This is a genomic window from Streptomyces antibioticus, from assembly GCF_002019855.1.
In the GTDB taxonomy this organism is placed as follows: domain Bacteria; phylum Actinomycetota; class Actinomycetes; order Streptomycetales; family Streptomycetaceae; genus Streptomyces; species Streptomyces antibioticus_B.
The window spans coordinates 6,130,622-6,150,917 of record NZ_CM007717.1 but is presented as its reverse complement, the minus strand read 5'-3'; the positions used below and the strand labels follow the sequence as shown (position 1 = coordinate 6,150,917).

Genomic DNA, 20,296 nt, shown 5'->3' with positions numbered 1-20,296 from the left:
CTATAGGACGGCGCGAAAGGGACCCTCCAGCGGATTTCCGCCCGTCAGACGCGGGCCGCCGGTCTCAGAGCCCCACGATCGAGTTCCACCGCTTGGTGAACTCGACGCGTTCCTTCGACTCGATGTCCCGGGCGATCGCGAGGCGCTCGCGCATCGTCGCGTCGGGGAAGATCAGCGGGTTCTCGGCGAGGGCGGCGGTGTCCTCGTCGTCGGAGTCGGCGAGGACGGCCTGGGCGGCGGGCACCGGGCAGACGTAGTTGACCCAGGCCGCGAGTTCGGCGGCGACCTCGGGGTCGTAGTAGTGGTCGACGAGCCGTTCGGCGTTGGTCTTGTGCCGGGCGAGGTCGGGGATCATCAGAGAGTCCGACCACAGCTCCGCGCCCTCCTCGGGGACGACGAAGCGGATGTCGGGGTTGTCGGCCTGGAGCTGGATGACGTCACCGGAGTACGCCTGACAGGCCAGGACGTCCCCGCTGACCAGGTCCTTGGTGTAGTCGTTGCCGGTGAAGCGGCGGATCTGGCCCCGCTTGACGTTCTTCTCCACCTGGTCGCACACGGTGTGGAAGTCGTCGGCGGTCCAGCGGGTGATGTCGACGCCGTTGCCCTGCATGAGCAGCGCGAACGCCTCGTCGAGGCCGGACAGCAGGGTGACGCGGCCCTTGAGGTCTCCGGCCCACAGTTCGGAGACGCTGTGGATGTCGCGGCCCAGCTTGCGGCGGTTGTAGGCGATGCCGGTGATGCCGGACTGCCAGGGCACGGTGTGGACGCGGCCCGGGTCGAAGGCGGGCGAGCGCAGCAGCGGGTCCAGGTGGGCGGCGACGTTGGGCTGGGCGGACCGGTCCATCTCCTGGACCCAGCCGAGCCGGACGAACCGCGCGCACATCCAGTCGCTGATGACGATGAGGTCGCGGCCGGTCTGCTGGTGGTTCATCAGCGCGGGGCTGATCTTGCCGAAGAACTCGTCGTTGTCGTTGATCTCCTCGACGTAGTCGACGCTGATGCCGGTGGAGCGCTCGAAGGCGTCGAGCGTGGGGCGTTTCGTCGAGTCGTCGTCGTCCGTGTCGATGTAGAGCGGCCAGTTGGCCCAGTTCAGCCGCTTGTCGGTGGCGGAGAGGTCGACCCCGGCCCGGTCGCCGGGCTGAACGTACGCGGCCTGCACCCCGCAGCCGGCGAGGGCGCCGAGAGCGGCGGTGCCGCCGAGGGCACGCAGCAGGGAGCGGCGGGACACGGCGCGCTGGAGCGAGGGAGTCTGGGGCACGCGGCCAGCATGCCGCGAGGCCCGCCCCGGAACAATCGACGCAGCGTCGATCCCACCGACAGGAACCCGACACCCTGTCGATCACCGACCCGCCACCCCAGCTCCCGTCCCGACCCGGCGACTCCCGTCCCAGCCCGACCCGGCGACTCCCGTCCCTGCCCGACCCGGCGGCTTCCGTCCCGACCCATCCCGTCCCGACGGCCCGGCTCCGGTCCCGACCCGGCGGTCCCGTCGCGGCCCGGCACTGCGGCTCCCTGTCCCCGCCCGGCACCCGTCCTCCAGTCCCTCCCGGCCCGGCGGGCACGCAAGTCCACGTCCCGGCCAGGCATGCGGTTCCCGACCCGGCGCTCGCCTTCCTGTCCTCGCACCCGTCTTCCCACTCCCGCCCGGCACGTGCCCCCCATCCCCAGCCCAGCACGTGGTCCCCCGTCCCCGGCCACGCCCCGGCCCGACACCCGTCCTCCCGTCCCGGCCAGGCGGCCCCCTCCTCCCATCCCGGCGGCACCCCCCGGCCCGGCGCCCGTCCTCCACTCCCGGCCCGGCGGCACGCACGTCCACGTTCCGGCCATGCACGCTCCCGGCCCGGCACCCGCCTTCCAGTCCTCGCACCCGGCTTCCTACCCCAGCCCGGCACTTGGCCCCCGTCCCCGGCCCGACACCCGTCCTCCCGTCCCAGCCAGGCACCCGTCCTCCCGTCCCAGCCAGGCGGCCCGCTCCTCCCTGCCGGCGGCACCCCCACGACCCGGCCCAGCCAGTCCCGTCCCGCCGGGCGGCACCCGTCCCCCGTCCCGCCCCAACACGCACACCGGCCCCGGACGGGAGGGTGAACCCGTCCGGGGCCGGACTGTGCGGGTGGACCCGCGGAGCGCTACGCGTCCAGGGACGTCATCACGTGCTTGATGCGCGTGTAGTCCTCGAAGCCGTAGCCCGAGAGGTCCTTGCCGTAGCCGGACTTCTTGAAGCCGCCGTGCGGCATCTCGGCGACCAGCGGGATGTGGGTGTTGATCCACACGCAGCCGAAGTCGAGCTTCTTGGACATGCGCATCGCGCGGCCGTGGTCCTTGGTCCACACCGAGGAGGCGAGGGCGTAGTCGACGCCGTTGGCCCACTCCACGGCCTGGTCCTCGTCCGTGAAGGACTGGACGGTGATGACCGGTCCGAAGACCTCGTTCTGGATGATCTCGTCGTCCTGCTTGAGCCCGGAGACGACGGTCGCGGCGTAGAAGTAGCCCTTGTCGCCGACCCGCTGGCCGCCGGCCTCGACCTTGGCGTGGGCGGGCAGCCGCTCGATGAAGCCGGAGACCTGCTGGAGCTGGTTGGGGTTGTTGAGCGGCCCGTAGAGGACGTCCTCGTCGTCGGGCTGCCCGGTCTTGGTCTCGGCGGCGGCCTTGGCCAGCGCCGCCACGAACTCGTCGTGGATGGACTCCTGGACCAGGACGCGGGTGGCGGCCGTACAGTCCTGGCCGGCGTTGAAGTAGCCCGCCACGGAGATGTCCTCGACGGCCTTGGCGATGTCGGTGTCCTCGAAGACGACGACCGGTGCCTTGCCGCCCAGCTCCAGGTGGACGCGCTTGAGGTCCTTGGAGGCCGACTCGGCGACGGACATGCCCGCGCGCACGGAGCCGGTGATGGAGGCCATCGCGGGGGTCGGGTGCTCGACCATCAGCCGGCCGGTGTCGCGGTCGCCGGTGACGACGTTGAAGACGCCCTTGGGGAGGATCGAGCCGATGATCTCGGCGATCAGGACAGTGGAGGCCGGGGTGGTGTCCGAGGGCTTGAGGACGACCGTGTTGCCCGCGGCGAGCGCCGGGGCGAACTTCCACACGGCCATCATCATCGGGTAGTTCCAGGGCGCGACCTGCGCGCAGACGCCGACCGGCTCACGGCGCACGATCGAGGTCATGCCGTCCATGTACTCGCCGGCCGAGCGCCCCTCCAGCATCCGGGCCGCGCCCGCGAAGAAGCGGATCTGGTCGACCATCGGCGGGATCTCCTCGGAGCGGGTCAGCCCGATCGGCTTGCCCGTGTTCTCCACCTCGGCCGCGATGAGGTCCTCGGCCCGCTCCTCGAACGCGTCCGCGATCTTGAGCAGGGCCTTCTGGCGCTCGGCGGGCGTGGTGTCCCGCCAGGCCGGGAAGGCCGCGGCGGCAGCGGCCATCGCGGCGTCGACGTCCGCCTGTCCGGACAGCGGCGCGGTCGCGTACGCCTCGCCGGTCGCGGGGTTGACCACCTCGGTGGTCCGTCCGTCGGCGGCGTCCCGGAACTCACCGTCGATGTAGTTGCGCAGACGACGCAGCTCGGTGCTCACTGCCGCTCCTCCAAGTTCGCAGGTTGTCCCATGGCTGGTCCCCGTGGCGGGTGTCCAAGGGCTGAGACATCCACCCTAATCCGCCGCCCCACGTTTTCAACACCCCCGATCCCGCCAAGACTGCGAAATCCGCAGGCTTCGGTCACGTAAACAACGAATTTCATCGCAACGGCCTTGCGGAACTGTCGAGACGTCGTGCACAGTGAGGTCGTGGCCAGTCGAAGCGCAGAGCAGCGGGACTCCCGCGAGTCCAGGAACGGCTCCCCGGATGCCGTCAGCCTCGCCATCATCGAACAGCTCCAGGAGGACGGCCGCCGGCCCTACGCCGCGATCGGCAAGGCCGTCGGCCTGTCCGAGGCGGCCGTGCGCCAGCGCGTCCAGAAGCTGCTCGACCAGGGCGTGATGCAGATCGTCGCCGTCACCGACCCGCTCACCGTGGGCTTCCGGCGGCAGGCGATGGTCGGGATCAACGTCGAGGGCGACGTGGAGTCCATAGCCGAGGCGCTCACCGACATGGCGGAGGTCGAGTACGTGGTGATGACCGCGGGCTCGTTCGACATCCTCGCCGAGATCGTCTGCGAGGACGACGACCACCTGCTGGACGTCATCAACAAGCGCATACGGGCCCTGCCCGGCGTGCGCTCCACCGAGAGCTTCGTCTACCTGAAGCTGAAGAAGCAGACCTACATGTGGGGAACCCGATAACCGTGAGGACCCGATAACCGTGAGCACCAAGGACCTCAGCCGCACCGCGTACGACCACCTGTGGATGCACTTCACCCGCATGTCCTCGTACGAGAACTCCCCCGTCCCGACCATCGTCCGGGGCGAGGGCACCTACATCTACGACGACAAGGGCAAGCGGTACCTCGACGGTCTCGCGGGCCTGTTCGTGGTGCAGGCCGGTCACGGCCGCACGGAGCTGGCGGAGACCGCCTTCAAGCAGGCCCAGGAGCTGGCGTTCTTCCCGGTGTGGTCCTACGCCCACCCCAAGGCCGTGGAACTCGCCGAGCGGCTCGCGCACCACGCGCCCGGCGACCTCAACAAGGTCTTCTTCACCACCGGCGGCGGCGAGGCGGTCGAGACCGCCTGGAAGCTCGCCAAGCAGTACTTCAAGCTCCAGGGCAAGCCGACCAAGTACAAGGTCATCTCCCGCGCGGTCGCCTACCACGGCACCCCGCAGGGCGCCCTGTCCATCACCGGCCTGCCGGCCCTCAAGGCCCCCTTCGAGCCGCTCGTCCCGGGCGCGCACAAGGTGCCGAACACCAACATCTACCGCGCCCCGATCTACGGCGACGACCCCGAGGCGTTCGGCCGCTGGGCCGCCGACCAGATCGAGCAGCAGATCCTGTTCGAGGGCCCGGAGACCGTCGCCGCCGTCTTCCTGGAGCCGGTGCAGAACGCGGGCGGCTGCTTCCCGCCCCCGCCCGGCTACTTCCAGCGGGTCCGCGAGATCTGCGACCAGTACGACGTGCTGCTCGTCTCGGACGAGGTCATCTGCGCCTTCGGCCGCCTCGGCACCACCTTCGCCTGCGACAAGTTCGGCTACGTCCCGGACATGATCACCTGCGCCAAGGGCATGACCTCGGGCTACTCCCCGATCGGCGCGTGCATCGTCTCCGACAGGCTGGCCGAGCCGTTCTACAAGGGCGACAACACCTTCCTGCACGGCTACACCTTCGGCGGCCACCCGGTGTCGGCCGCGGTGGGCCTCGCCAACCTCGACCTGTTCGAGCGCGAGGGCCTCAACCAGCACGTGCTCGACAACGAGGGCGCCTTCCTCCAGACCCTCCAGAAGCTGCACGACCTGCCGATCGTCGGCGACGTCCGCGGCAACGGCTTCTTCTACGGCATCGAGCTGGTGAAGGACAAGGCCACCAAGGAGTCGTTCAACGACGAGGAGACCGAGCGCGTGCTCTACGGCTTCCTCTCCAAGGCGCTCTTCGAGAACGGCCTGTACTGCCGTGCCGACGACCGCGGCGACCCGGTCATCCAGCTCGCCCCGCCGCTGATCTCCGACCAGGGGACCTTCGACGAGATCGAGCAGATCCTGCGCGCGACCCTCTCGGAGGCCTGGACCAAGCTGTGAGCAACGCGCACTGATCTTCCTTCTGGATGATCAACACCGGCCCCGGTGGCGTCCGTTCGAGTGAGAAACGGACGACCGGGGCCGTGTGCTGTCCGGACCGCCCCTCGTGCCTGCCTAGCGTGCTCGTGACCGATCGGCCCCGTCTTCGTTCCCCCGGACGGGGGATCGCACGGGAACCACAGATCTGAACCGAGGTGTACGCCCATGGAGGCCCCGCCGGACAACGACGTGCTCTGGGCACGCTCCCTGCACTTCACCCACCGGGACGGCTCACCCGCCCTCGTCGGCGTCTCGCTGGGCGTGCGCGAGGGCGAGATCCTCGCCGTCAGCGGCCCGCGCGGCAGCGGCAAGACGACCCTGCTGCACTGTCTGTCCGGGATGGTGTCCCCCCAGCGCGGCGAGGTGTGGTTCAACAGCGTCCCCGTGCACACCATGGGCCCGATGGCCCGCGAACGGCTGCGCCGCGACCGCTTCGGCTGGATCGACCCGGCACCCGTCCTGGTCCCCGAGCTGAACGTCTGGGAGAACGCCGCCCTCCCCCTGATGCTGCGCGGCACCAGCCGCCGCCGCGCCAAGGCGGCCGCCATGGAGTGGCTGGAGCGCCTCGACATCGGCGACCGGGCCCGGCACCGCCCCGACGAACTCACCCAGGCCGAACGCCAGCGGGTCTGCATCACCCGGGCGCTGGCCCCCGCCCCTTCCGTCCTCTTCGCCGACGAGCCGACGGCCCCCCTCTACCGCGCCGACCGCAACCACGTCCTGCGCACCCTCACCACCGCCGCCCGCTCGCACGGCATCACCGTCGTCCTGGCCACCCACGACCCGGAGACCGCGGCCCTCGCCGACCGCACGGTCTCCCTCATGGACGGGCGCCGCGTCACCACCGTCCACCTCCCGCCGGTCACGGAGCCGGAAGGCCGGGGCGCCCCATGCTCGCTCTCCGTCTGAGCCGCAGCGCCCACCCCGCCGTCCAACTGCGCCGTCTGCTGGTCGCGGCGGCCTCGGCGGGCACCGGCTTCCTGCTGCTGTGCACCCTCGGCCACGCGCTGACCCACCCCGAGGCGTCGGCGACGTCCGTGCTCCGCCTCGCCTGGTGCGTGATCCCGCTGGCCGCGACGGTCTACTTCGCGCTGGCCGTGGCCCGCACCGACCCCGGCACCCGGCCCCGCCCGGGACTGGCGGCGATCGGCCTGGGCCCGGTCCGGCTGATGGCCGTCTCGGCGACCACGACGGCCCTGTCCACGCTGCTCGGCTCCATGCTGGCCCTGCTGCTCTTCCTGCATCTGCGCGGCGACCTCACCGGCATGCCCTTCGACGGCGCCGCCGCCGACTTCCTGGCCGCCGACGCCTCCCTCCCGCTGCCGGCCACCCTCACCCTGCTCGCCCTGGTCCCGCTCGCCTCCTCGGTGTCCGTGGCCCTGATGCTCCGGCCCCGGGACACCCGCCTCGCCGCCCGCGCGGCGGCCCCGAAGCTGTTCGGCACGGCCGGGGCGCTACGGCCCGGGGGCACCGGGACAGGGCGGGCGACGCCCGGACCGCGGACCGGCGACGACCAGGTACGGGCCGCAACCGACGCAACCGACGCACCCTCCGCATCCGAAGCGGTCCCGGCCGCCGAGCCGGCCGCCACCCCCGAGTCCCGGATCGAGCGTCCCGACCCCACGGCCCTGCCCTGGGGCGCCGCCCTCCTCGCCGCCGGGCTCGCCGTCGAGGGGTACGCCAGCCGCACCGCCACCGGCGCCGACGTCCCCCTCCCCACCGGCCTGCCCACCGGCCCCGCCGCGGTCCTCCTCGGCTGGACCCTCACCGCGGTCGGCCTCGCCCTCGCCGGACCCGGCCTCACCCATCTGTGCGGCCGCCTCCTCCAGGCGGTCCGCCCCGGCGCCCTGCGCCTGCTCGCGGGCCGCGGCCTGATGGAGGAGTCCGCCCGCATCGGCCGCCCCCTGGGCGTGGTCTGCGCGGTCGCCTCCGGCGCGTACACGATGGCCGTCCTCTACGACCCCTCCGACCCGGCCTTCGGCCCGCTCACCACGCTCGGCGCGCTGGTCGTCGCCGGCAGCACCGTCGCCACGCTCGTCACCGCCGCCGTGGAGGCCCGCCAGGCCCGCGCCGAGACCACCGCCGCCCTGCTGCGCCTCGGCGCCCCCACCAAGACCCTGCGCAGCGCCGCCGCCCTGCGCACCGGCGCGCTCCTCGCGCTGTTCGTCCCGCTCACCCTGGTCGTGGCCGAACTCGCGGCGCTCCCACTGGCCCGCTGAGAGAAATCCCGGCGCCCGCCGATGAGTTCCGCCGGCGCCCCCGGTCTACCCCTGCGAACAGCACGCACACGACGCACACCGCTCGATGGGAGAGACCCGATGACCGCCCCGGCCTACCAGCAGATGATCTTCGTCAACCTGCCCGTGAACGACCTCGACGCCTCCAAGAAGTTCTTCACGGAACTGGGCTACACGATCAACCCGCAGTTCAGCGACGAGAACGCGACATCCGTGGTGATCAGCGACACCATCGTCGCGATGCTGCTCACCAAGCCGTTCTACGCCACCTTCACCAAGAAGGAGATCGCGGACGCCACGAAGACCAGCGAGGCCCTCATCGCGCTGAGCGCCGAGAGCCGCGACAAGGTCGACGAACTGGTCGACCGCGCCCTCGCCCTGGGCGCCACCCCGAGCGGCGAGACCCAGGACATGGGCTTCATGTACGGCCGCGCCTTCGACGACCTCGACGGGCACACCTGGGAGATCATCTGGATGGACCCGACGGCGGTCGAGGGCTGATCGGGGGCCGAGGGGGAGGGCGTTGAAACGTCCCGGCGGTTAATGAGCGGGCAAAGCCGGGGAGTTCACAGGGGTCCATGGATTGACACTTCTTATGGAACGCTTATAGACCTGTGAGCCTGCTGGGGATGGTGACGCACTCGGCTTCACCGGGGGCGCCATCTCCCCCTCCACCCCCCGCAGTTGCGCTCCCCGTAAGGACAAACGTGTCCCTTTCCCGCCGTACCGCCGCGCGCTCCGTTCGCGCCCTCGGCGTCGCCGCCGCGTCCGCCGCCCTCGCATTCGGCACCGCCAGCTCCGCGTTCGCGTGCACGATCGGCGACTTCTCCGCCACCGCCGCCTGTGACGGCGACAAGGGCGTCATCACCGTCACGGACAAGGACCCGTCGGGCGTCACCGCCGAGGTCACCGTCTTCCTGGAGAACAACAACGCCGACGTCCGCCAGGTCGGCACCGCCCAGACCGTCAAGGGCACCGCGAAGGGCGCGACCATATCCTTCGCGGAGGACTGGGAGCCGAACGCCGTCTACCGGGTCCACATCGAGGCCGGCACGAAGTCCAAGAAGCTGGTCAGCGCCGACATCGACCCGTTCCTGAAGACCCCCGCGAAGGCGTGCAAGGCCGACGACACGACGACGCCGTCGACCCCGTCGAGCACCCCGTCCGGCACCCCCTCGGCGACTCCCTCCGCCTCCCCCTCGGAGTCGGCGGACACCGAGTCCCCGGCGCCGTCCGAGCCGTCGGCCGGTGGCGAGGCCACGCCCGCCCCGGCGGGCAACGACGTCCAGCCGGCCGCTCAGCAGTCCAACCTGGCCGAGACCGGCGCCAGTTCCAACACCGGCCTGATCGTCGGCATCGCGGCACTCCTCGTCGTCCTCGGCGGCGGCGCGGTGTTCTTCGGCCTGCGCCGCCGGGGCTCCGGCGACCGCTGATCCCCGCACACGAAACGGCCCGCTCCCCTCGACGGGGGGCGGGCCGTTCTTTCCGCTCAGGGGGCGTACGCCCCGTCGGCGAGGACGACGGTCTCCGCCCGGTCGAAGGTCACCCCGACCGTGTCCCCGACCTCCGGCGCCTCCCGCAGCGCGCACGCCGCCTCCAGGGCCGGCGCGCCCTCCGGCCGGAGCCGTACGGTGACATGGGTGCCCTTGAAGGTGCGGGCGAGGACCGTGCAGCGCAGGCCGTCCTCGGCGTCGGTCAGCAGGACCCCGGCGGGGCGCACCAGCAGGGTGCGCGGGCCCTGCGGGGAGCCGGCGGGCACCGCGACCTTGCCCCACGGGGTGACCGCGACCTCGTCGGCGACGGTCGCCGTCACGACGTTGTCGAAGCCGAGGAACCGGGCCACGAACTCGTCCGCCGGCCGCTGCCACACCTCAAGCGGCGTACCGGACTGGGCGATCCGCCCGTCCCGCATCACCACAACGCGGTCGGCGAGCGCGAACGCCTCGCCCTGGTCGTGCGTGACCGCGAGCACGGTGGTCCCCAACCGGCCGAACAGCTCGCGCAGTTCGACGACCAGCCGCTCCCGCAGCGAGCGGTCGAGCTGGCCGAGCGGCTCGTCGAGCATGAGCAGCCGGGGTCGGGGCGCCAGGGCGCGGGCGAGCGCGACGCGTTGCTGTTCGCCGCCGGAGAGCGAGGCCACGGCCCGCCGGGCGGCACCGGGCAGCCCGACCAGCTCCAGCAACTCCCCCACCACAGCCTGCCGTTGCCCCTTCGGGACACCGTGCATACGCGGCCCGAAGGCCACGTTGGCGCCGACGTCCCGCTGCGGGAAGAGCTGGTGGTCCTGGAACATCAGGCCCAACTCCCGCTTGTGCGCGGGCACTCCGGACTGGTCGCGGCCGTCGAGCAGCACCCGCCCGGAGTCGAGGGGCTGGAGTCCGGCGACCGCGCGCAGCAGCGTGGACTTGCCGCTGCCGCTGGGCCCGAGCACACACACGGTCTCGTGCTCGGCGACGTCGAGGCCGACGGCGTCGAGCACGGCCCGCCCGCCGAAGCGCACGGTCGCGCCCTGGAGGCTCAGCAGCATCAGAACTCCCCCGTCCGGTCGGTCCGCAGCCGCTCCAGGACCAGCAGGGCCACCGCGCACACCAGCATCAGAATCGTCGAAAGGGCCATCGCCTGGCCGTAGTTCAGTTCCCCGGCGCGGCCGAGCAGCTTGGCCACGGCGACCGGCAGGGTCGGGTTGTCGGGGCGCGCGATGAACACGGTTGCGCCGAACTCCCCGAGCGACACCGCGAACGCGAACCCGGCGGCCACCAGCAGCGCCCGCCGCACCATCGGCAGGTCCACCTCCCGCCACACCCGCCACGGCGACGCCCCCAGCACCGCGGCCGCCTCCCGCAGCCGTCCGTCCACGGCCCGCAGCACGGGCAGCATGGTCCGTACGACGAAGGGGACACCGACCAGGGCCTGCGCGAGGGGCACGAGGATCCAGGTGGCGCGCAGGTTCAGCGGGGGCTCGTCCAGGGCGATCAGGAAGCCGAAGCCGACGGTCACGGCGGAGACGCCGAGCGGCAGCATCAGCAGCGCGTCGAAGCCCCGCACCAGCCGTCCGGCGTCCCGCCGGGTGAGCGCGGCGGCGGCCAGTCCGCCGATCACCACCGCGATGGCGGTCGCGGCGAGGGCGTACTCCAGCGAGTTGCCGACCGCCTCGATCGGCGGCACCAGGAAGACATTGCCCTCGGTGCTCGTCAGGGCCCGGTAGTAGGCGAAGTCCGGCGCGTCGAAGGACCGTTGCACCAGGACGGCGAGCGGCAGCACGAGCAGCAAGGCGATGCTCGCGAGCACCCCGGCCAGCAGCGCCCACTGTCCGGCCCCGCGCGGCCGCCGGGCCGTGCCCGAGGCGTCCACCAGGCGGAGCGCGGTCTCCCGCCGCCGTACGGTCCAGGCGTGCACGGCGAGGATCGCGCCGACGGCGGCGAACTGGACGACGGTGAGCACGGCCGCCGTGGACAGGTCGAAGATCTCGGAGGTCTGCCGGTAGATCTCCACCTCCAGGGTGGAGAAGGTCGGCCCGCCCAGGATCTGCACCACACCGAAGGAGGTGAAGGTGAACAGGAACACCATGAGCGCGGCGGCGGCGACGGCGGGCCCGAGCGCGGGCAGGGTGACCGTGCGCCAGGCACGCAGCCGGGAGGCGCCGAGCAGCCGCGCGGCCTCCTCCTGCCGGGGGTCGAGCTGGGCCCACAGCCCGCCCACGGTCCGTACGACGACGGCGTAGTTGAAGAAGACGTGCGCCAGCAGGATCGCCCAGACGGTGGTGTCGAGGCGTACGCCCCACAGCTCGTCGAGGAGTCCGCCGCGGCCGACGAGCGCGAGGAACGCCGTACCGACGACGACCGTCGGCAGCACGAACGGCACGGTGACGACCGCCCGCAGCACCTGTTTCCCGGGGAAGTCCAGGCGGGCGAAGACGTAGGCGCCGGGCAGCGCGATCAGCAGGGTGAGGACGGTGGAGGCGAGCGCCTGCCAGGTGGTGAACCACAGGACGTGGCGGATGTCGGACTGCGCCAGGACCTCGCCCAGCCGGCCGAGCCGCCACACCCCGTCGACCCTGAGGCCGCGCGCGAGGATCGCGGCGACGGGGTAGGCGAAGAACAGCCCGAAGAACGCGACGGGCAGGGCCATCAGCCCCAGCCGCGCCGCGTTCCCGCGCCGCCGGGCGGCTACTTCAGTACGAGCGAGGTCCACGACTTGACCCACTGGTCACGGTCTGCGGCGATCTTCGCCGGGTCCATCGTCGCGGGGTTCTCGGCGGCGGGACCGTACTGGGTGAACTCGGCGGGCACGGCGGCGCCCTTGAGGACCGGGTAGACGAACATGTTGAGCGGCATGTCCTCCTGGAACCTCTTGCCGATCAGGAAGTCGATCAGCGCCTTGCCGCCCTCGGCGTTGCGGGCGTTGCTCAGCAGGCCCGCGAACTCCACCTGCCGGAAGCAGGTGCCGGTCGCCACCCCGGTCGGCGCGGTGGCCGGCTTCGGGTCGCCGTAGATCACCTCGGCGGGCGGCGAGGAGGCGTACGACACGACGAGCGGGCGGTCCGCCTTGGCCTTCTTGCCGCCGGCCGAGCCGGAGAACTCGTCGTTGTACGCCTGGTCCCAGCCGTCGACGACCTTCACGCCGTTGGCCTTGAGCTTCTTCCAATAGCCCTCCCAGCCGTCGTCGCCGTACGCGGCGGCGGTGCCCAGCAGGAAGCCGAGGCCGGGCGAGGAGGTGGAGGCGTTCTCGGTGACGAGGAGGTTCTTGTAGGCGGGCTTGATCAGGTCGTCGTAGGAGGTGGGCGGGGCCAGCTTGTGGTCGGCGAAGTACTGCTTGTCGTAGTTGACGCAGATGTCGCCGTAGTCGACGGGCGTGACCCGGTGCTTGCCGGCGTCGAGCTGGAAGCGGGTGTCGACCTGGTCGAGCCCCTTGGCCTCGTAGGGCTGGAAGAGGCCGTTGTCGAGGGCGCGGGAGAGCAGGGTGTTGTCGACGCCGAAGAACACGTCGCCCTGCGGGTTGTCCTTGGTGAGCACGGCCTTGTTGACGGCCTGCCCCGCGTCGCCGTCCTCCAGGACGCGGACCTTGTACCCGGACTCCTTCTCGAAGGCGGCGAGCACGTCCTTGGACACGGCCCACGAGGAGTGGCTGACGAGCGTGACGGTCTTGGACCCCTCGGAGCCGCCGTCGTCCCCCGCGGACGAACCGCAGGCGGTCAGCGTGACGAGACCGAGTCCCACGGCCGCGGCCGCGAACGTCTTGAAATGCACTGGATTTCCTCCTGGAGTTGACCAGGAAGAGACGCGGCCCTGCCCGAGAGTCCGTGAGGGCTCCTGGGCAGGGCGCAACAGCTTGAGTAGTGACCGAACTTCCTACCCAGAATGACCTGGGCGAGGTTCAGAGGGTCTGCGGCCCGCTTGCCGCACTCTCAGCGCTGTGGCGCTCCCCTGTCGGAATATGAAGATGTGATGGTACGTGGCCAGATTACCTCTCCGTGGCCGCGAGCTGACCACAGGCGCCGTCGATCTCCTGGCCCCGGGTGTCCCGGACGGTCACCGGCACCCCGTGCGCGGCGATGGCCTCGACGAACGCCTTCTCGTCCTCGGGCCGCGAGGCGGTCCACTTGGAGCCGGGCGTCGGGTTCAGCGGGATCAGGTTGACGTGCACGGGCTTGCCGCGCAGCAGCCGGCCGAGCCGGTCGCCCCGCCATGCCTGGTCGTTGATGTCCCGGATGAGGGCGTACTCGATGGAGAGCCGGCGGCCCGACTTCTCGACGTAGTCGAACCCGGCGTCGAGCACCTCACGCACCTTCCAGCGCGTGTTCACGGGGACGAGGGTGTCGCGCAGCTCGTCGTCCGGGGCGTGCAGGGAGATCGCCAGCCGGCACTTGAAGCCCTCGTCGGAGAAGCGGTGGATGGCGGGCACCAGACCGACCGTCGACACGGTGATCCCGCGCTGCGACAGCCCGAGCCCGTCCGGCGCCGGGTCGGTGAGCGCCCTGATGGCCCCCACGACCCGCTTGTAGTTGGCGAGCGGCTCGCCCATCCCCATGAAGACGATGTTGGACAGCCGCGCGGGCCCGCCGGGCACCTCGCCGTCCCGGAGCGCCCGCATCCCGTCCACGATCTGGTGGACGATCTCGGCGGTGGACAGATTCCGGTCCAGCCCCGCCTGCCCCGTCGCGCAGAACGGGCAGTTCATCCCGCACCCCGCCTGCGAGCTGATGCACATGGTCACCCGGTCCGGGTACCGCATCAGCACCGACTCGACGAGCGTCCCGTCGAACAGCCGCCACAGCGTCTTGCGGGTGGCCCCCGCGTCGGTCGACAGATGCCGCACGACGGTCATCAGGTCGGGCAGCAACGCCTCCCGCAACCGCTCCCGCGCCCCCGCGGGAATGTCGGTCCACTCCGCGGGGTCGTGCGCGTACCGCGCGAAGTAGTGCTGCGAGAGCTGCTTGGCGCGAAACGGCTTCTCACCGATCTCCGCAACGGCTTCCTTACGCTCCGCGGGCGAGAGATCAGCAAGATGCCGCGGCGGCTTCTTGGCTCCGCGGGGAGCGACGAACGTGAGTTCTCCGGGCTTAGGCATGGCTGTACCAGTGTCGCAGATCGACTCGGGGAGCCCAGGCCAGAGCGGGGTGGGGGTGGTCACCCGTGGGTGCCGTCTGTCAGCGTTGGTCGACCTCGGACGGCCCAGGGACGGCCCAGGGGCTGGCTCAGCGGTCGCGGGCACAATCTGCGGCACGCGACTCTCCGCTCAGAGGGAACTTGACCGTGACCTCCGCTTCAAGCTGGCGTAGGTCAGCCCTACAAGGGCACCTTGTAGGGCGTTCACCCTCCGCGCCAGCCCCTCCTTACGGCATCCTACGTGTACGCGTAGGAGCAGAACCGAAAAGCTGAAGCTGTACCTGTGGGGGAGCCATGGAAATCGTTGATCACTTCCTTGCACGCTACGCAAAGGAGTACGACTTCTACAACCGGGCAGCAGAATTAGTTGCTCAAGCCCTGGGAAGGGACCTCAAGGAGTCAGGTGTCCGCTGTATCGTCACTCACCGCGCGAAGGACATCAAACGCCTAGAAGAAAAGTGCCGCCAACGAGCACCTAGAAAGAACTACACCACTGTAGAAGACGTCTACGACGATATCGTCGATTTGGCGGGCGTCCGCATCGCGCTCTATTTTCCAGGTGAACAAGACCAGGTAGAAAAGGCCGTCAATCGCCTGCTCGATGTGACGGAGAAAAAAGATTTTCCCGAATCGAACGAGAGGCCACCTGGAAAAGAGTTTTCCGGATATTCGGCGACCCACTATCGAGTTAGACTAAAGGAACGCGAGCTAGTCGATTTGGATAAGCGATACGCGAAGGCGCGTGTCGAAGTGCAGGTCGCTTCAGTACTTATGCACGCATGGTCAGAGGTTGAGCACGATCTCGACTATAAGCCACTGTCGGGCGAATTGTCCGACGCAGAAAAAGCGATCCTAGACCAACTCAATGGACTGGTGATCGCTGGCGAGATGTCGCTCAAAATGCTGCAAGAAGCGAGTGAGAATCGAGTCGCCAGGAGCGGACGATTCCTCAACCACTACGAGTTGGCTGCATATCTATTGAGCCAGGCGGGGAAGATTTTGAACGAGCCGGTTGGAGACTCGGGCCTAGGACGAGTTGACCTGCTGTTCAATTTCTTGAGGAAACTGGAAAAAGAGTCACCTGCCGATCTGGCTCCGTATCTAGCATCACTGCACGACAACGTCGAGATGCGCCCTCTCGCAGAGCAGGTCATCGATGCCCTTCTCGCCGAAGACCCTTCGCGATACGAGCACTTCAACATGGTTCAAGTTGACGCAGATACCGCTTCACTTGATCCCCTTTCTCAAAGCGCACGAATGCATCAACAGATCGGTCATTTCCTTACAAGCTGGGTAGAGCTAGAAGAGTCTTTGCGCAACCTAGCACCACAGGAAGATGGCGAGCGGATCGCACCACCGATCTTCAGGCTCCTCGACCGTCTACCGATGCTGGACACGGAGACTCGCCACGAAATCGATCTGCTGCGCAGGGTTCGTAACAATGTGGTTCACGGGAGGGATGTGCCAGCCTCCAGCTACCTAGCCGAAGCTACTGATCGAATCCAAGAAATCACGAAAAGAGTGCGCCACTTGCTCTCCTCTCGATGATGGAAATTGCAGCTCTACCGCCGCCGCTGGGAAATTAGGTCGGTGGAGCGGCTTTGGGCTGGAGCTGCTTTGGGGCGAGTGATCATGGCCCCGTAAGCTTCCGGCGAGTCGGGCAGTCTGTGGACCTGCCCGTTAAAGCACGACGTTGGGGCCATGATCTTAGAGGCTCGCCCCAAAGTGGCTGCCTAAAGCCGTGGAGCCGGCCGCCCCAGCCACAGAGGGTGTCTCCCACTTCATGCCCGCAGCCGCCGAGCGCGCCGCCGGGCGCGGCCAGCCGGGGCGCAGACAGGAGGCAGGCCGCGCCGCAGAGGCGGCGCGCGCCCGCGCCGTGCGCGGGCCTTGATGAACGTAGGGAAAGTCTTACCGCACCCATGATCGGCAACCGCCCCGATCGTGGCCTGTCGGCTCTCTGCTCGCCTCGGCTAACGTTCCATGCATGCCTTCTGCACTGGACACGCCCCAGGGAGCGGCCGAACTCGCCGAGTCCCTGCTTCCTCCGCTCGGGAACCGCTGGCTGCACACTCAGGCCGTGGCCGCTCGGGCGCGCGAGGCATCCGCGGCTGTGTCCGAGGCGGACCGGGATCTCCTCGTCGCTGCTGCGTGGCTGCATGACATCGGCTACGCCCCCGAGCTGCGTGACACCGGCTTCCATCCCCTCGACGGTGCTCGGTACCTCGAATCGCTGGGTGCGCCGGCGCGCCTGGTGCGGCTGGTCGCTCACCATTCCGGAGCCGTGTACGAGGCGGAGCAACGCGGGCTCTCGCCAGAGCTGGCCGTCTACGAGCGGGAAGACTCCCCTGTCCTGGACGCACTGATCTTCGCTGACATGACGACCGGCCCCGCCGGGCAGTCCTTCGACTTCGACACCCGGATTGACGAGATCCTCGTCCGCTACGAGCCGGGCAGCGAGGTGCACAACGCGATCAGCAAGGCACGGCCGTACCTCCAGGGCGCTGTCGAGCGGACCCGCGACCGCATGGCGCATCAGCCGATGTAGGGCTCCGCCCAGTCGGCCAGGCCGTGCTCGATCCGCATGCGCATCGACGGATGGATGTTCAGCTCGTCCAGCCTGCTCGGGTCGACGAACGCCACTTCCTTGCTCTCGCTGCTCGTCCGCAGCTCACCGCCGGTGATGCGGGCCTGGAAGCAGATCGAGAACTGCTGGCGGACCTCTCCGTCGTCGTACGCCATGACGTGGCCTGGGTTGGTGTAGATGCCGACGAGGCCGGTCACCTCCACGTCGAAGCCGGTCTCTTCCTTCGTCTCGCGCACGGCTGCGTCTGGGGCCGACTCGCCCAGGTCGACGCCGCCACCGGGCAAGGCCCAGAGGTCGTTGTCGGTCTTGTGAATCAGCAAGACCTCTCCGGCCTCATTGCGCGCCACGGCGGTCACGGAGGGGACGAGGCTGTTCGCCTTCGGGGCGTTGGGATCGTTGAAGTAGTCGACACGGGCCATGTGTTCAGCGTTGCACGTCCGGACCCTGCTATGCCTCCCGGCCCCGCTCCCATGCGTAGTCGAAGCTCCGCATGTAGTGCCGGAAGGTCCGCGCTCCGGGGAGGTACCGGAAGTGCATCACCGGGTTCTGACCGGCGGGAGCTCCGAGAACATGCGGGTTCACAAGAACGTCCTCGTCGAACCGGTAGATCGAGTTGTAGAGGATCGTGTCGTGCAACCGGACTTCGACGCCGGGCGTCGACATGGCGGGCTCGAGGTAGCGCCGGGTGATGCGGGCACGTGCGGCCAGGTCACCACCGATGCCCTCCTCTTCGCCGCGCTGGCGGACCGCTTCGGAGTCGGGGTCCCCGAGCAGGATGCGGACCTGGGCGCCGGCCTTCGCCTTCTCGCCCAGTTGGTCGGGCAGGTCCGGGTTGCTGTCGAAGAGAAAGAGTCCGGCGTACACGAGGACGTCGACCTGATCCGTCGCCTTCTCGATCAGGGATGACCAGAGCGGGGCGGGCACCGCACCACGGTGCGGGTAGTACGTGATCAGCTCGGACGTGCTGGCCTTCTCCGCCTGCTTCTCCACGGACGGCCAGAGGTAGACCTCGTCGACTCCGAGGAAGCTCGCCGCCTTCCAGCGGTGCCCGCGGTGCGGAGTGCGGCCGGTGGTGATCCACCGTTCGACGCTCTTGGGGTCCACTGCGACGTGCTCGGCAACGGACTGAATCGTCTCGCCCTTCGCTGAAATCGCCGCGCGCAGACGCTCGTTCGCCATGACGTGCCCTTCACTCGGACGGCTAGGACGTTTTGACGGTACCTCAGACGTCCCTAAACGTCCATACGGGCGGTGATGCGTCCACCCCTTCTCACGGCTAGGACGTTTTGACGGTACCTCAGACGTCCCTAAACGTCCATACGGGCGGTGATGCGTCCACCCCTTCTCACGGTCTCCTGATCTCACCGACGGGATGTCGGTCAACACCTCACCGCAACAGGAGACAAGACGATGCGTCAGATCCCCGTGGACACCGCCAACGCCACCGTGATGGTCGCCAAGGCCCCGCAGCCCAAGGTGAAGGACCGCCGTACCGGTGAGATCGCCACCGACAAGGACGGTGCCACCCTGATGGTCGTGGAGGTCATGTTCTCCACGCCCGACGAGGTGGAGATCCTCAAGCTCACCGTCCCGCAGTCCGGCGTCTCCGAGGACCTGGACATGGGCACCCCGGTGATCCTGACCGGCCTGGTCGCCTCGCCGTGGGAGAACGAGTTCAACGGCCAGAAGCGGCACGGCATCGCCTTCCGCGCAGTCGCGGTGACCTCGCTGACCGCTGCGGACTCGGCCTCGAAGGCGGCCTGAGCCATGACGTGGCTGATCGTCGCCCTGGTGCTGGTCGTCGCCGCTGCGGGTCTCCTGCGGTGGCGGCGCCCCGCCTGGTACTGGCTGACCTTCGGGGTCACCCTCGCCGCGCTGCGGGTCCTGGTCCGGTACGGCTCGGTCATGGACGCCTGCGGCCTCACCGTCCCGGCCCCTCGCTGGCGACTGACGCTGGCCCGGATGACGAACCGCCCCGTTCCCGGACCCCGTGCCCCGCGCATTCTGCGGGTCCGAGTAACCCGAACCGGCCTGGTGCTCCGGCTCAAGCTCCGCCCCGGTCAGGACGCCTTCGACGTGGCCGCCTCATGTGATCGGCTGCGGCACTCATTCGCCATGTACGGCGTGACCTCTCGTGAGCTGCGCTCGGGTGTGGTCGAGCTGCGCATGACCGGCTACGACGTACTCAAGCGCGTGCAGATGCCTGCCGTGGTCGACACCCGACCGATGCGGGTCCCGGTTGCCCTGCGTGAAGACGGGGCCGTCCACTACCGCGACTACCGCGCCGTTCCGCACGCCCTCACCCTGGGGGCTACGGAGTCCGGGAAGTCGGTCTATCAGCGCAACCTCGTCGCCGCCCTCGCGTCGCAGCACGTCGCCCTGGTCGGCATCGACTGCAAGCAGGGCGTCGAGCTGTTCCCGCTGGCCCGCCGGTTCTCCGCGCTCGCCGACAACCCCGACACCGCCGCTGAACTCCTCGACGCGCTGGTGTCCCACATGGAGGACGTCTACCAGCTCATCCGGGCCGAGCAGCGGATCACTGCTGACGTGCCGGATGCGGAGATCGCCGCCGACATCTGGGACCTGCCCGAAGGACTGCGCCCGGTGCCCATGGTGGTCCTGGTCGACGAAGTCGCCGAACTCGCCCTCTTCGCGACGAAGGAGGAGGAGAAGCGGCGGGACCGCATCATCACCGCCCTGGCCCGGCTCGCCCAGCTCGGTCGCGCGGCCGGCATCTACCTGGAGATCTGCGGGCAGCGCTTCGGCTCCGAACTCGGCAAGGGCATCACCATGCTCCGCGCCCAGCTCACCGGCCGCACCGCCCACCGCGTCAACGACGAATCCTCCGCGAACATGGCCCTCGGCGACATCGCCCCGGACGCCGTCCTCGCCGCCATCCAAATCCCCACCGACACCCCCGGCGTCGCCATCACCGGCGACTCGACCGGCGGCTGGGCCCGCATCCGCGCCCCGCACACCTCGCTGCGGCAGGCCGTGAATATCTGCAATCGGCACGCCGACCTGACCCCGGACCTTCCCGCCCTCGCCCCGTTCCGGCCCGCGCTCGGCACCCTCACACCGGTTCCGGCCCCGGCAGTCGAGTCCGCCCCGGCCGCTGCCTGAGCCACACCACCTGATCGGTCGGCGCAACCGCTTCGCGCCAAGTCCCTACCCCT

At 69.6% G+C, this 20,296-nt stretch carries 18 protein-coding genes; 10 read left to right on the top strand and 8 right to left on the bottom strand.

The window, feature by feature from the left end:
- Nucleotides 1-64: 64 nt before the first annotated feature.
- Both AFM16_RS28025 and AFM16_RS28020 read right to left on the bottom strand, forming a co-directional pair.
- Entirely contained in the window at nucleotides 65-1,258 is a 1,194-nt protein-coding gene (locus tag AFM16_RS28025; protein ID WP_030796944.1) for an ABC transporter substrate-binding protein, read from the bottom strand.
- Nucleotides 1,259-2,126: 868 nt separating this feature from the next.
- Nucleotides 2,127-3,566 (bottom strand): gamma-aminobutyraldehyde dehydrogenase, encoded by a 1,440-nt coding sequence (locus tag AFM16_RS28020; RefSeq protein WP_030796942.1) that lies wholly within the window; start codon nucleotides 3,564-3,566, stop codon nucleotides 2,127-2,129.
- Between the two features lie 195 nt (nucleotides 3,567-3,761).
- Here AFM16_RS28020 and AFM16_RS28015 point away from each other — a divergent pair, with 195 nt between their 5' ends.
- From AFM16_RS28015 to AFM16_RS27990, 6 genes are all read left to right on the top strand, one after another.
- Nucleotides 3,762-4,271, top strand: coding sequence for an Lrp/AsnC family transcriptional regulator (locus AFM16_RS28015; protein ID WP_030796935.1), 510 nt, complete (start codon nucleotides 3,762-3,764; stop codon nucleotides 4,269-4,271).
- A 19-nt stretch (nucleotides 4,272-4,290) separates the two neighbouring features.
- A complete protein-coding gene (locus tag AFM16_RS28010) occupies nucleotides 4,291-5,655 on the top strand; it encodes an aspartate aminotransferase family protein (protein ID WP_030796933.1) in 1,365 nt (454 codons plus the stop codon).
- Between the two features lie 204 nt (nucleotides 5,656-5,859).
- Nucleotides 5,860-6,603, top strand: coding sequence for an ABC transporter ATP-binding protein (locus AFM16_RS28005; protein ID WP_078634980.1), 744 nt, complete (start codon nucleotides 5,860-5,862; stop codon nucleotides 6,601-6,603).
- Nucleotides 6,585-7,913 (top strand): hypothetical protein, encoded by a 1,329-nt coding sequence (locus AFM16_RS28000; protein WP_078634979.1) that lies wholly within the window; start codon nucleotides 6,585-6,587, stop codon nucleotides 7,911-7,913. Before AFM16_RS28005 ends, AFM16_RS28000 begins: the two co-directional genes overlap by 19 nt.
- A gap of 99 nt (nucleotides 7,914-8,012) precedes the next feature.
- The gene (locus AFM16_RS27995; protein ID WP_078634978.1) at nucleotides 8,013-8,432 is read left to right on the top strand and encodes a VOC family protein; all 420 of its coding nucleotides are present in this window, start codon (nucleotides 8,013-8,015) and stop codon (nucleotides 8,430-8,432) included.
- Between the two features lie 206 nt (nucleotides 8,433-8,638).
- Nucleotides 8,639-9,364: an LAETG motif-containing sortase-dependent surface protein gene (locus AFM16_RS27990; protein ID WP_078634977.1), complete on the top strand. Its 726-nt coding sequence runs from the start codon at nucleotides 8,639-8,641 to the stop codon at nucleotides 9,362-9,364.
- Nucleotides 9,365-9,420: 56 nt separating this feature from the next.
- On the opposite strand, the gene AFM16_RS27985 is transcribed toward AFM16_RS27990, so the two are convergent.
- From AFM16_RS27985 to rlmN, 4 genes are all read right to left on the bottom strand, one after another.
- Nucleotides 9,421-10,458: an ABC transporter ATP-binding protein gene (locus AFM16_RS27985; RefSeq protein WP_078634976.1), complete on the bottom strand. Its 1,038-nt coding sequence runs from the start codon at nucleotides 10,456-10,458 to the stop codon at nucleotides 9,421-9,423.
- Complete coding sequence (locus AFM16_RS27980) at nucleotides 10,458-12,122, bottom strand: ABC transporter permease (protein WP_078634975.1); 1,665 nt, start codon at nucleotides 12,120-12,122, stop codon at nucleotides 10,458-10,460. Before AFM16_RS27980 ends, AFM16_RS27985 begins: the two co-directional genes overlap by 1 nt.
- Nucleotides 12,098-13,177, bottom strand: coding sequence for a thiamine ABC transporter substrate-binding protein (locus tag AFM16_RS27975; RefSeq protein WP_078634974.1), 1,080 nt, complete (start codon nucleotides 13,175-13,177; stop codon nucleotides 12,098-12,100). The genes AFM16_RS27980 and AFM16_RS27975 overlap by 25 nt, the downstream gene beginning before the upstream one ends.
- A 214-nt stretch (nucleotides 13,178-13,391) precedes the next feature.
- Nucleotides 13,392-14,498 (bottom strand): dual-specificity RNA methyltransferase RlmN, encoded by a 1,107-nt coding sequence (gene rlmN, locus AFM16_RS27970; RefSeq protein ID WP_030796916.1) that lies wholly within the window; start codon nucleotides 14,496-14,498, stop codon nucleotides 13,392-13,394.
- A 332-nt stretch (nucleotides 14,499-14,830) separates the two neighbouring features.
- Between rlmN and AFM16_RS27965 the strand changes: the two genes are divergently transcribed.
- Nucleotides 14,831-16,084 (top strand): GTP pyrophosphokinase, encoded by a 1,254-nt coding sequence (locus AFM16_RS27965; RefSeq protein ID WP_078634973.1) that lies wholly within the window; start codon nucleotides 14,831-14,833, stop codon nucleotides 16,082-16,084.
- 436 nt (nucleotides 16,085-16,520) lie between these two features.
- Nucleotides 16,521-17,081 (top strand): HD domain-containing protein, encoded by a 561-nt coding sequence (locus tag AFM16_RS27960; protein ID WP_078634972.1) that lies wholly within the window; start codon nucleotides 16,521-16,523, stop codon nucleotides 17,079-17,081.
- Here the strand turns inward: AFM16_RS27960 and AFM16_RS27955 are convergent.
- Together AFM16_RS27955 and AFM16_RS27950 are read right to left on the bottom strand one after the other, a co-directional pair.
- Complete coding sequence (locus AFM16_RS27955) at nucleotides 17,069-17,539, bottom strand: NUDIX hydrolase (RefSeq protein ID WP_078634971.1); 471 nt, start codon at nucleotides 17,537-17,539, stop codon at nucleotides 17,069-17,071. The genes AFM16_RS27960 and AFM16_RS27955 overlap by 13 nt on opposite strands.
- A 28-nt stretch (nucleotides 17,540-17,567) precedes the next feature.
- Nucleotides 17,568-18,299: an XRE family transcriptional regulator gene (locus AFM16_RS27950; RefSeq protein WP_078634970.1), complete on the bottom strand. Its 732-nt coding sequence runs from the start codon at nucleotides 18,297-18,299 to the stop codon at nucleotides 17,568-17,570.
- 231 nt (nucleotides 18,300-18,530) lie between these two features.
- On the opposite strand from AFM16_RS27950, the gene AFM16_RS27945 reads away from it, so the two are divergent.
- A complete protein-coding gene (locus AFM16_RS27945; RefSeq protein WP_078634969.1) occupies nucleotides 18,531-18,884 on the top strand; it encodes an SCO3933 family regulatory protein in 354 nt (117 codons plus the stop codon).
- Nucleotides 18,885-18,887: 3 nt separating this feature from the next.
- Entirely contained in the window at nucleotides 18,888-20,243 is a 1,356-nt protein-coding gene (locus AFM16_RS27940) for an FtsK/SpoIIIE domain-containing protein (RefSeq protein WP_078634968.1), read from the top strand.
- Nucleotides 20,244-20,296 lie beyond the last annotated feature (53 nt).

Coding starts and splice junctions, on each gene's coding strand:
- AFM16_RS28005 (WP_078634980.1), top strand. CDS start 5,860: ATGGAGGCCCCGCCGGACAACGACGTGCTCTGGGCACGCTCCCTGCAC.
- AFM16_RS28000 (WP_078634979.1), top strand. CDS start 6,585: ATGCTCGCTCTCCGTCTGAGCCGCAGCGCCCACCCCGCCGTCCAACTG.
- AFM16_RS27995 (WP_078634978.1), top strand. CDS start 8,013: ATGACCGCCCCGGCCTACCAGCAGATGATCTTCGTCAACCTGCCCGTG.
- AFM16_RS27985 (WP_078634976.1), bottom strand. CDS start 10,458: ATGCTGCTGAGCCTCCAGGGCGCGACCGTGCGCTTCGGCGGGCGGGCC.
- rlmN (WP_030796916.1), bottom strand. CDS start 14,498: ATGCCTAAGCCCGGAGAACTCACGTTCGTCGCTCCCCGCGGAGCCAAG.
- AFM16_RS27965 (WP_078634973.1), top strand. CDS start 14,831: ATGGAAATCGTTGATCACTTCCTTGCACGCTACGCAAAGGAGTACGAC.
- AFM16_RS27960 (WP_078634972.1), top strand. CDS start 16,521: ATGCCTTCTGCACTGGACACGCCCCAGGGAGCGGCCGAACTCGCCGAG.
- AFM16_RS27955 (WP_078634971.1), bottom strand. CDS start 17,539: ATGGCCCGTGTCGACTACTTCAACGATCCCAACGCCCCGAAGGCGAAC.
- AFM16_RS27950 (WP_078634970.1), bottom strand. CDS start 18,299: ATGGCGAACGAGCGTCTGCGCGCGGCGATTTCAGCGAAGGGCGAGACG.
- AFM16_RS27945 (WP_078634969.1), top strand. CDS start 18,531: ATGCGTCAGATCCCCGTGGACACCGCCAACGCCACCGTGATGGTCGCC.
- AFM16_RS27940 (WP_078634968.1), top strand. CDS start 18,888: ATGACGTGGCTGATCGTCGCCCTGGTGCTGGTCGTCGCCGCTGCGGGT.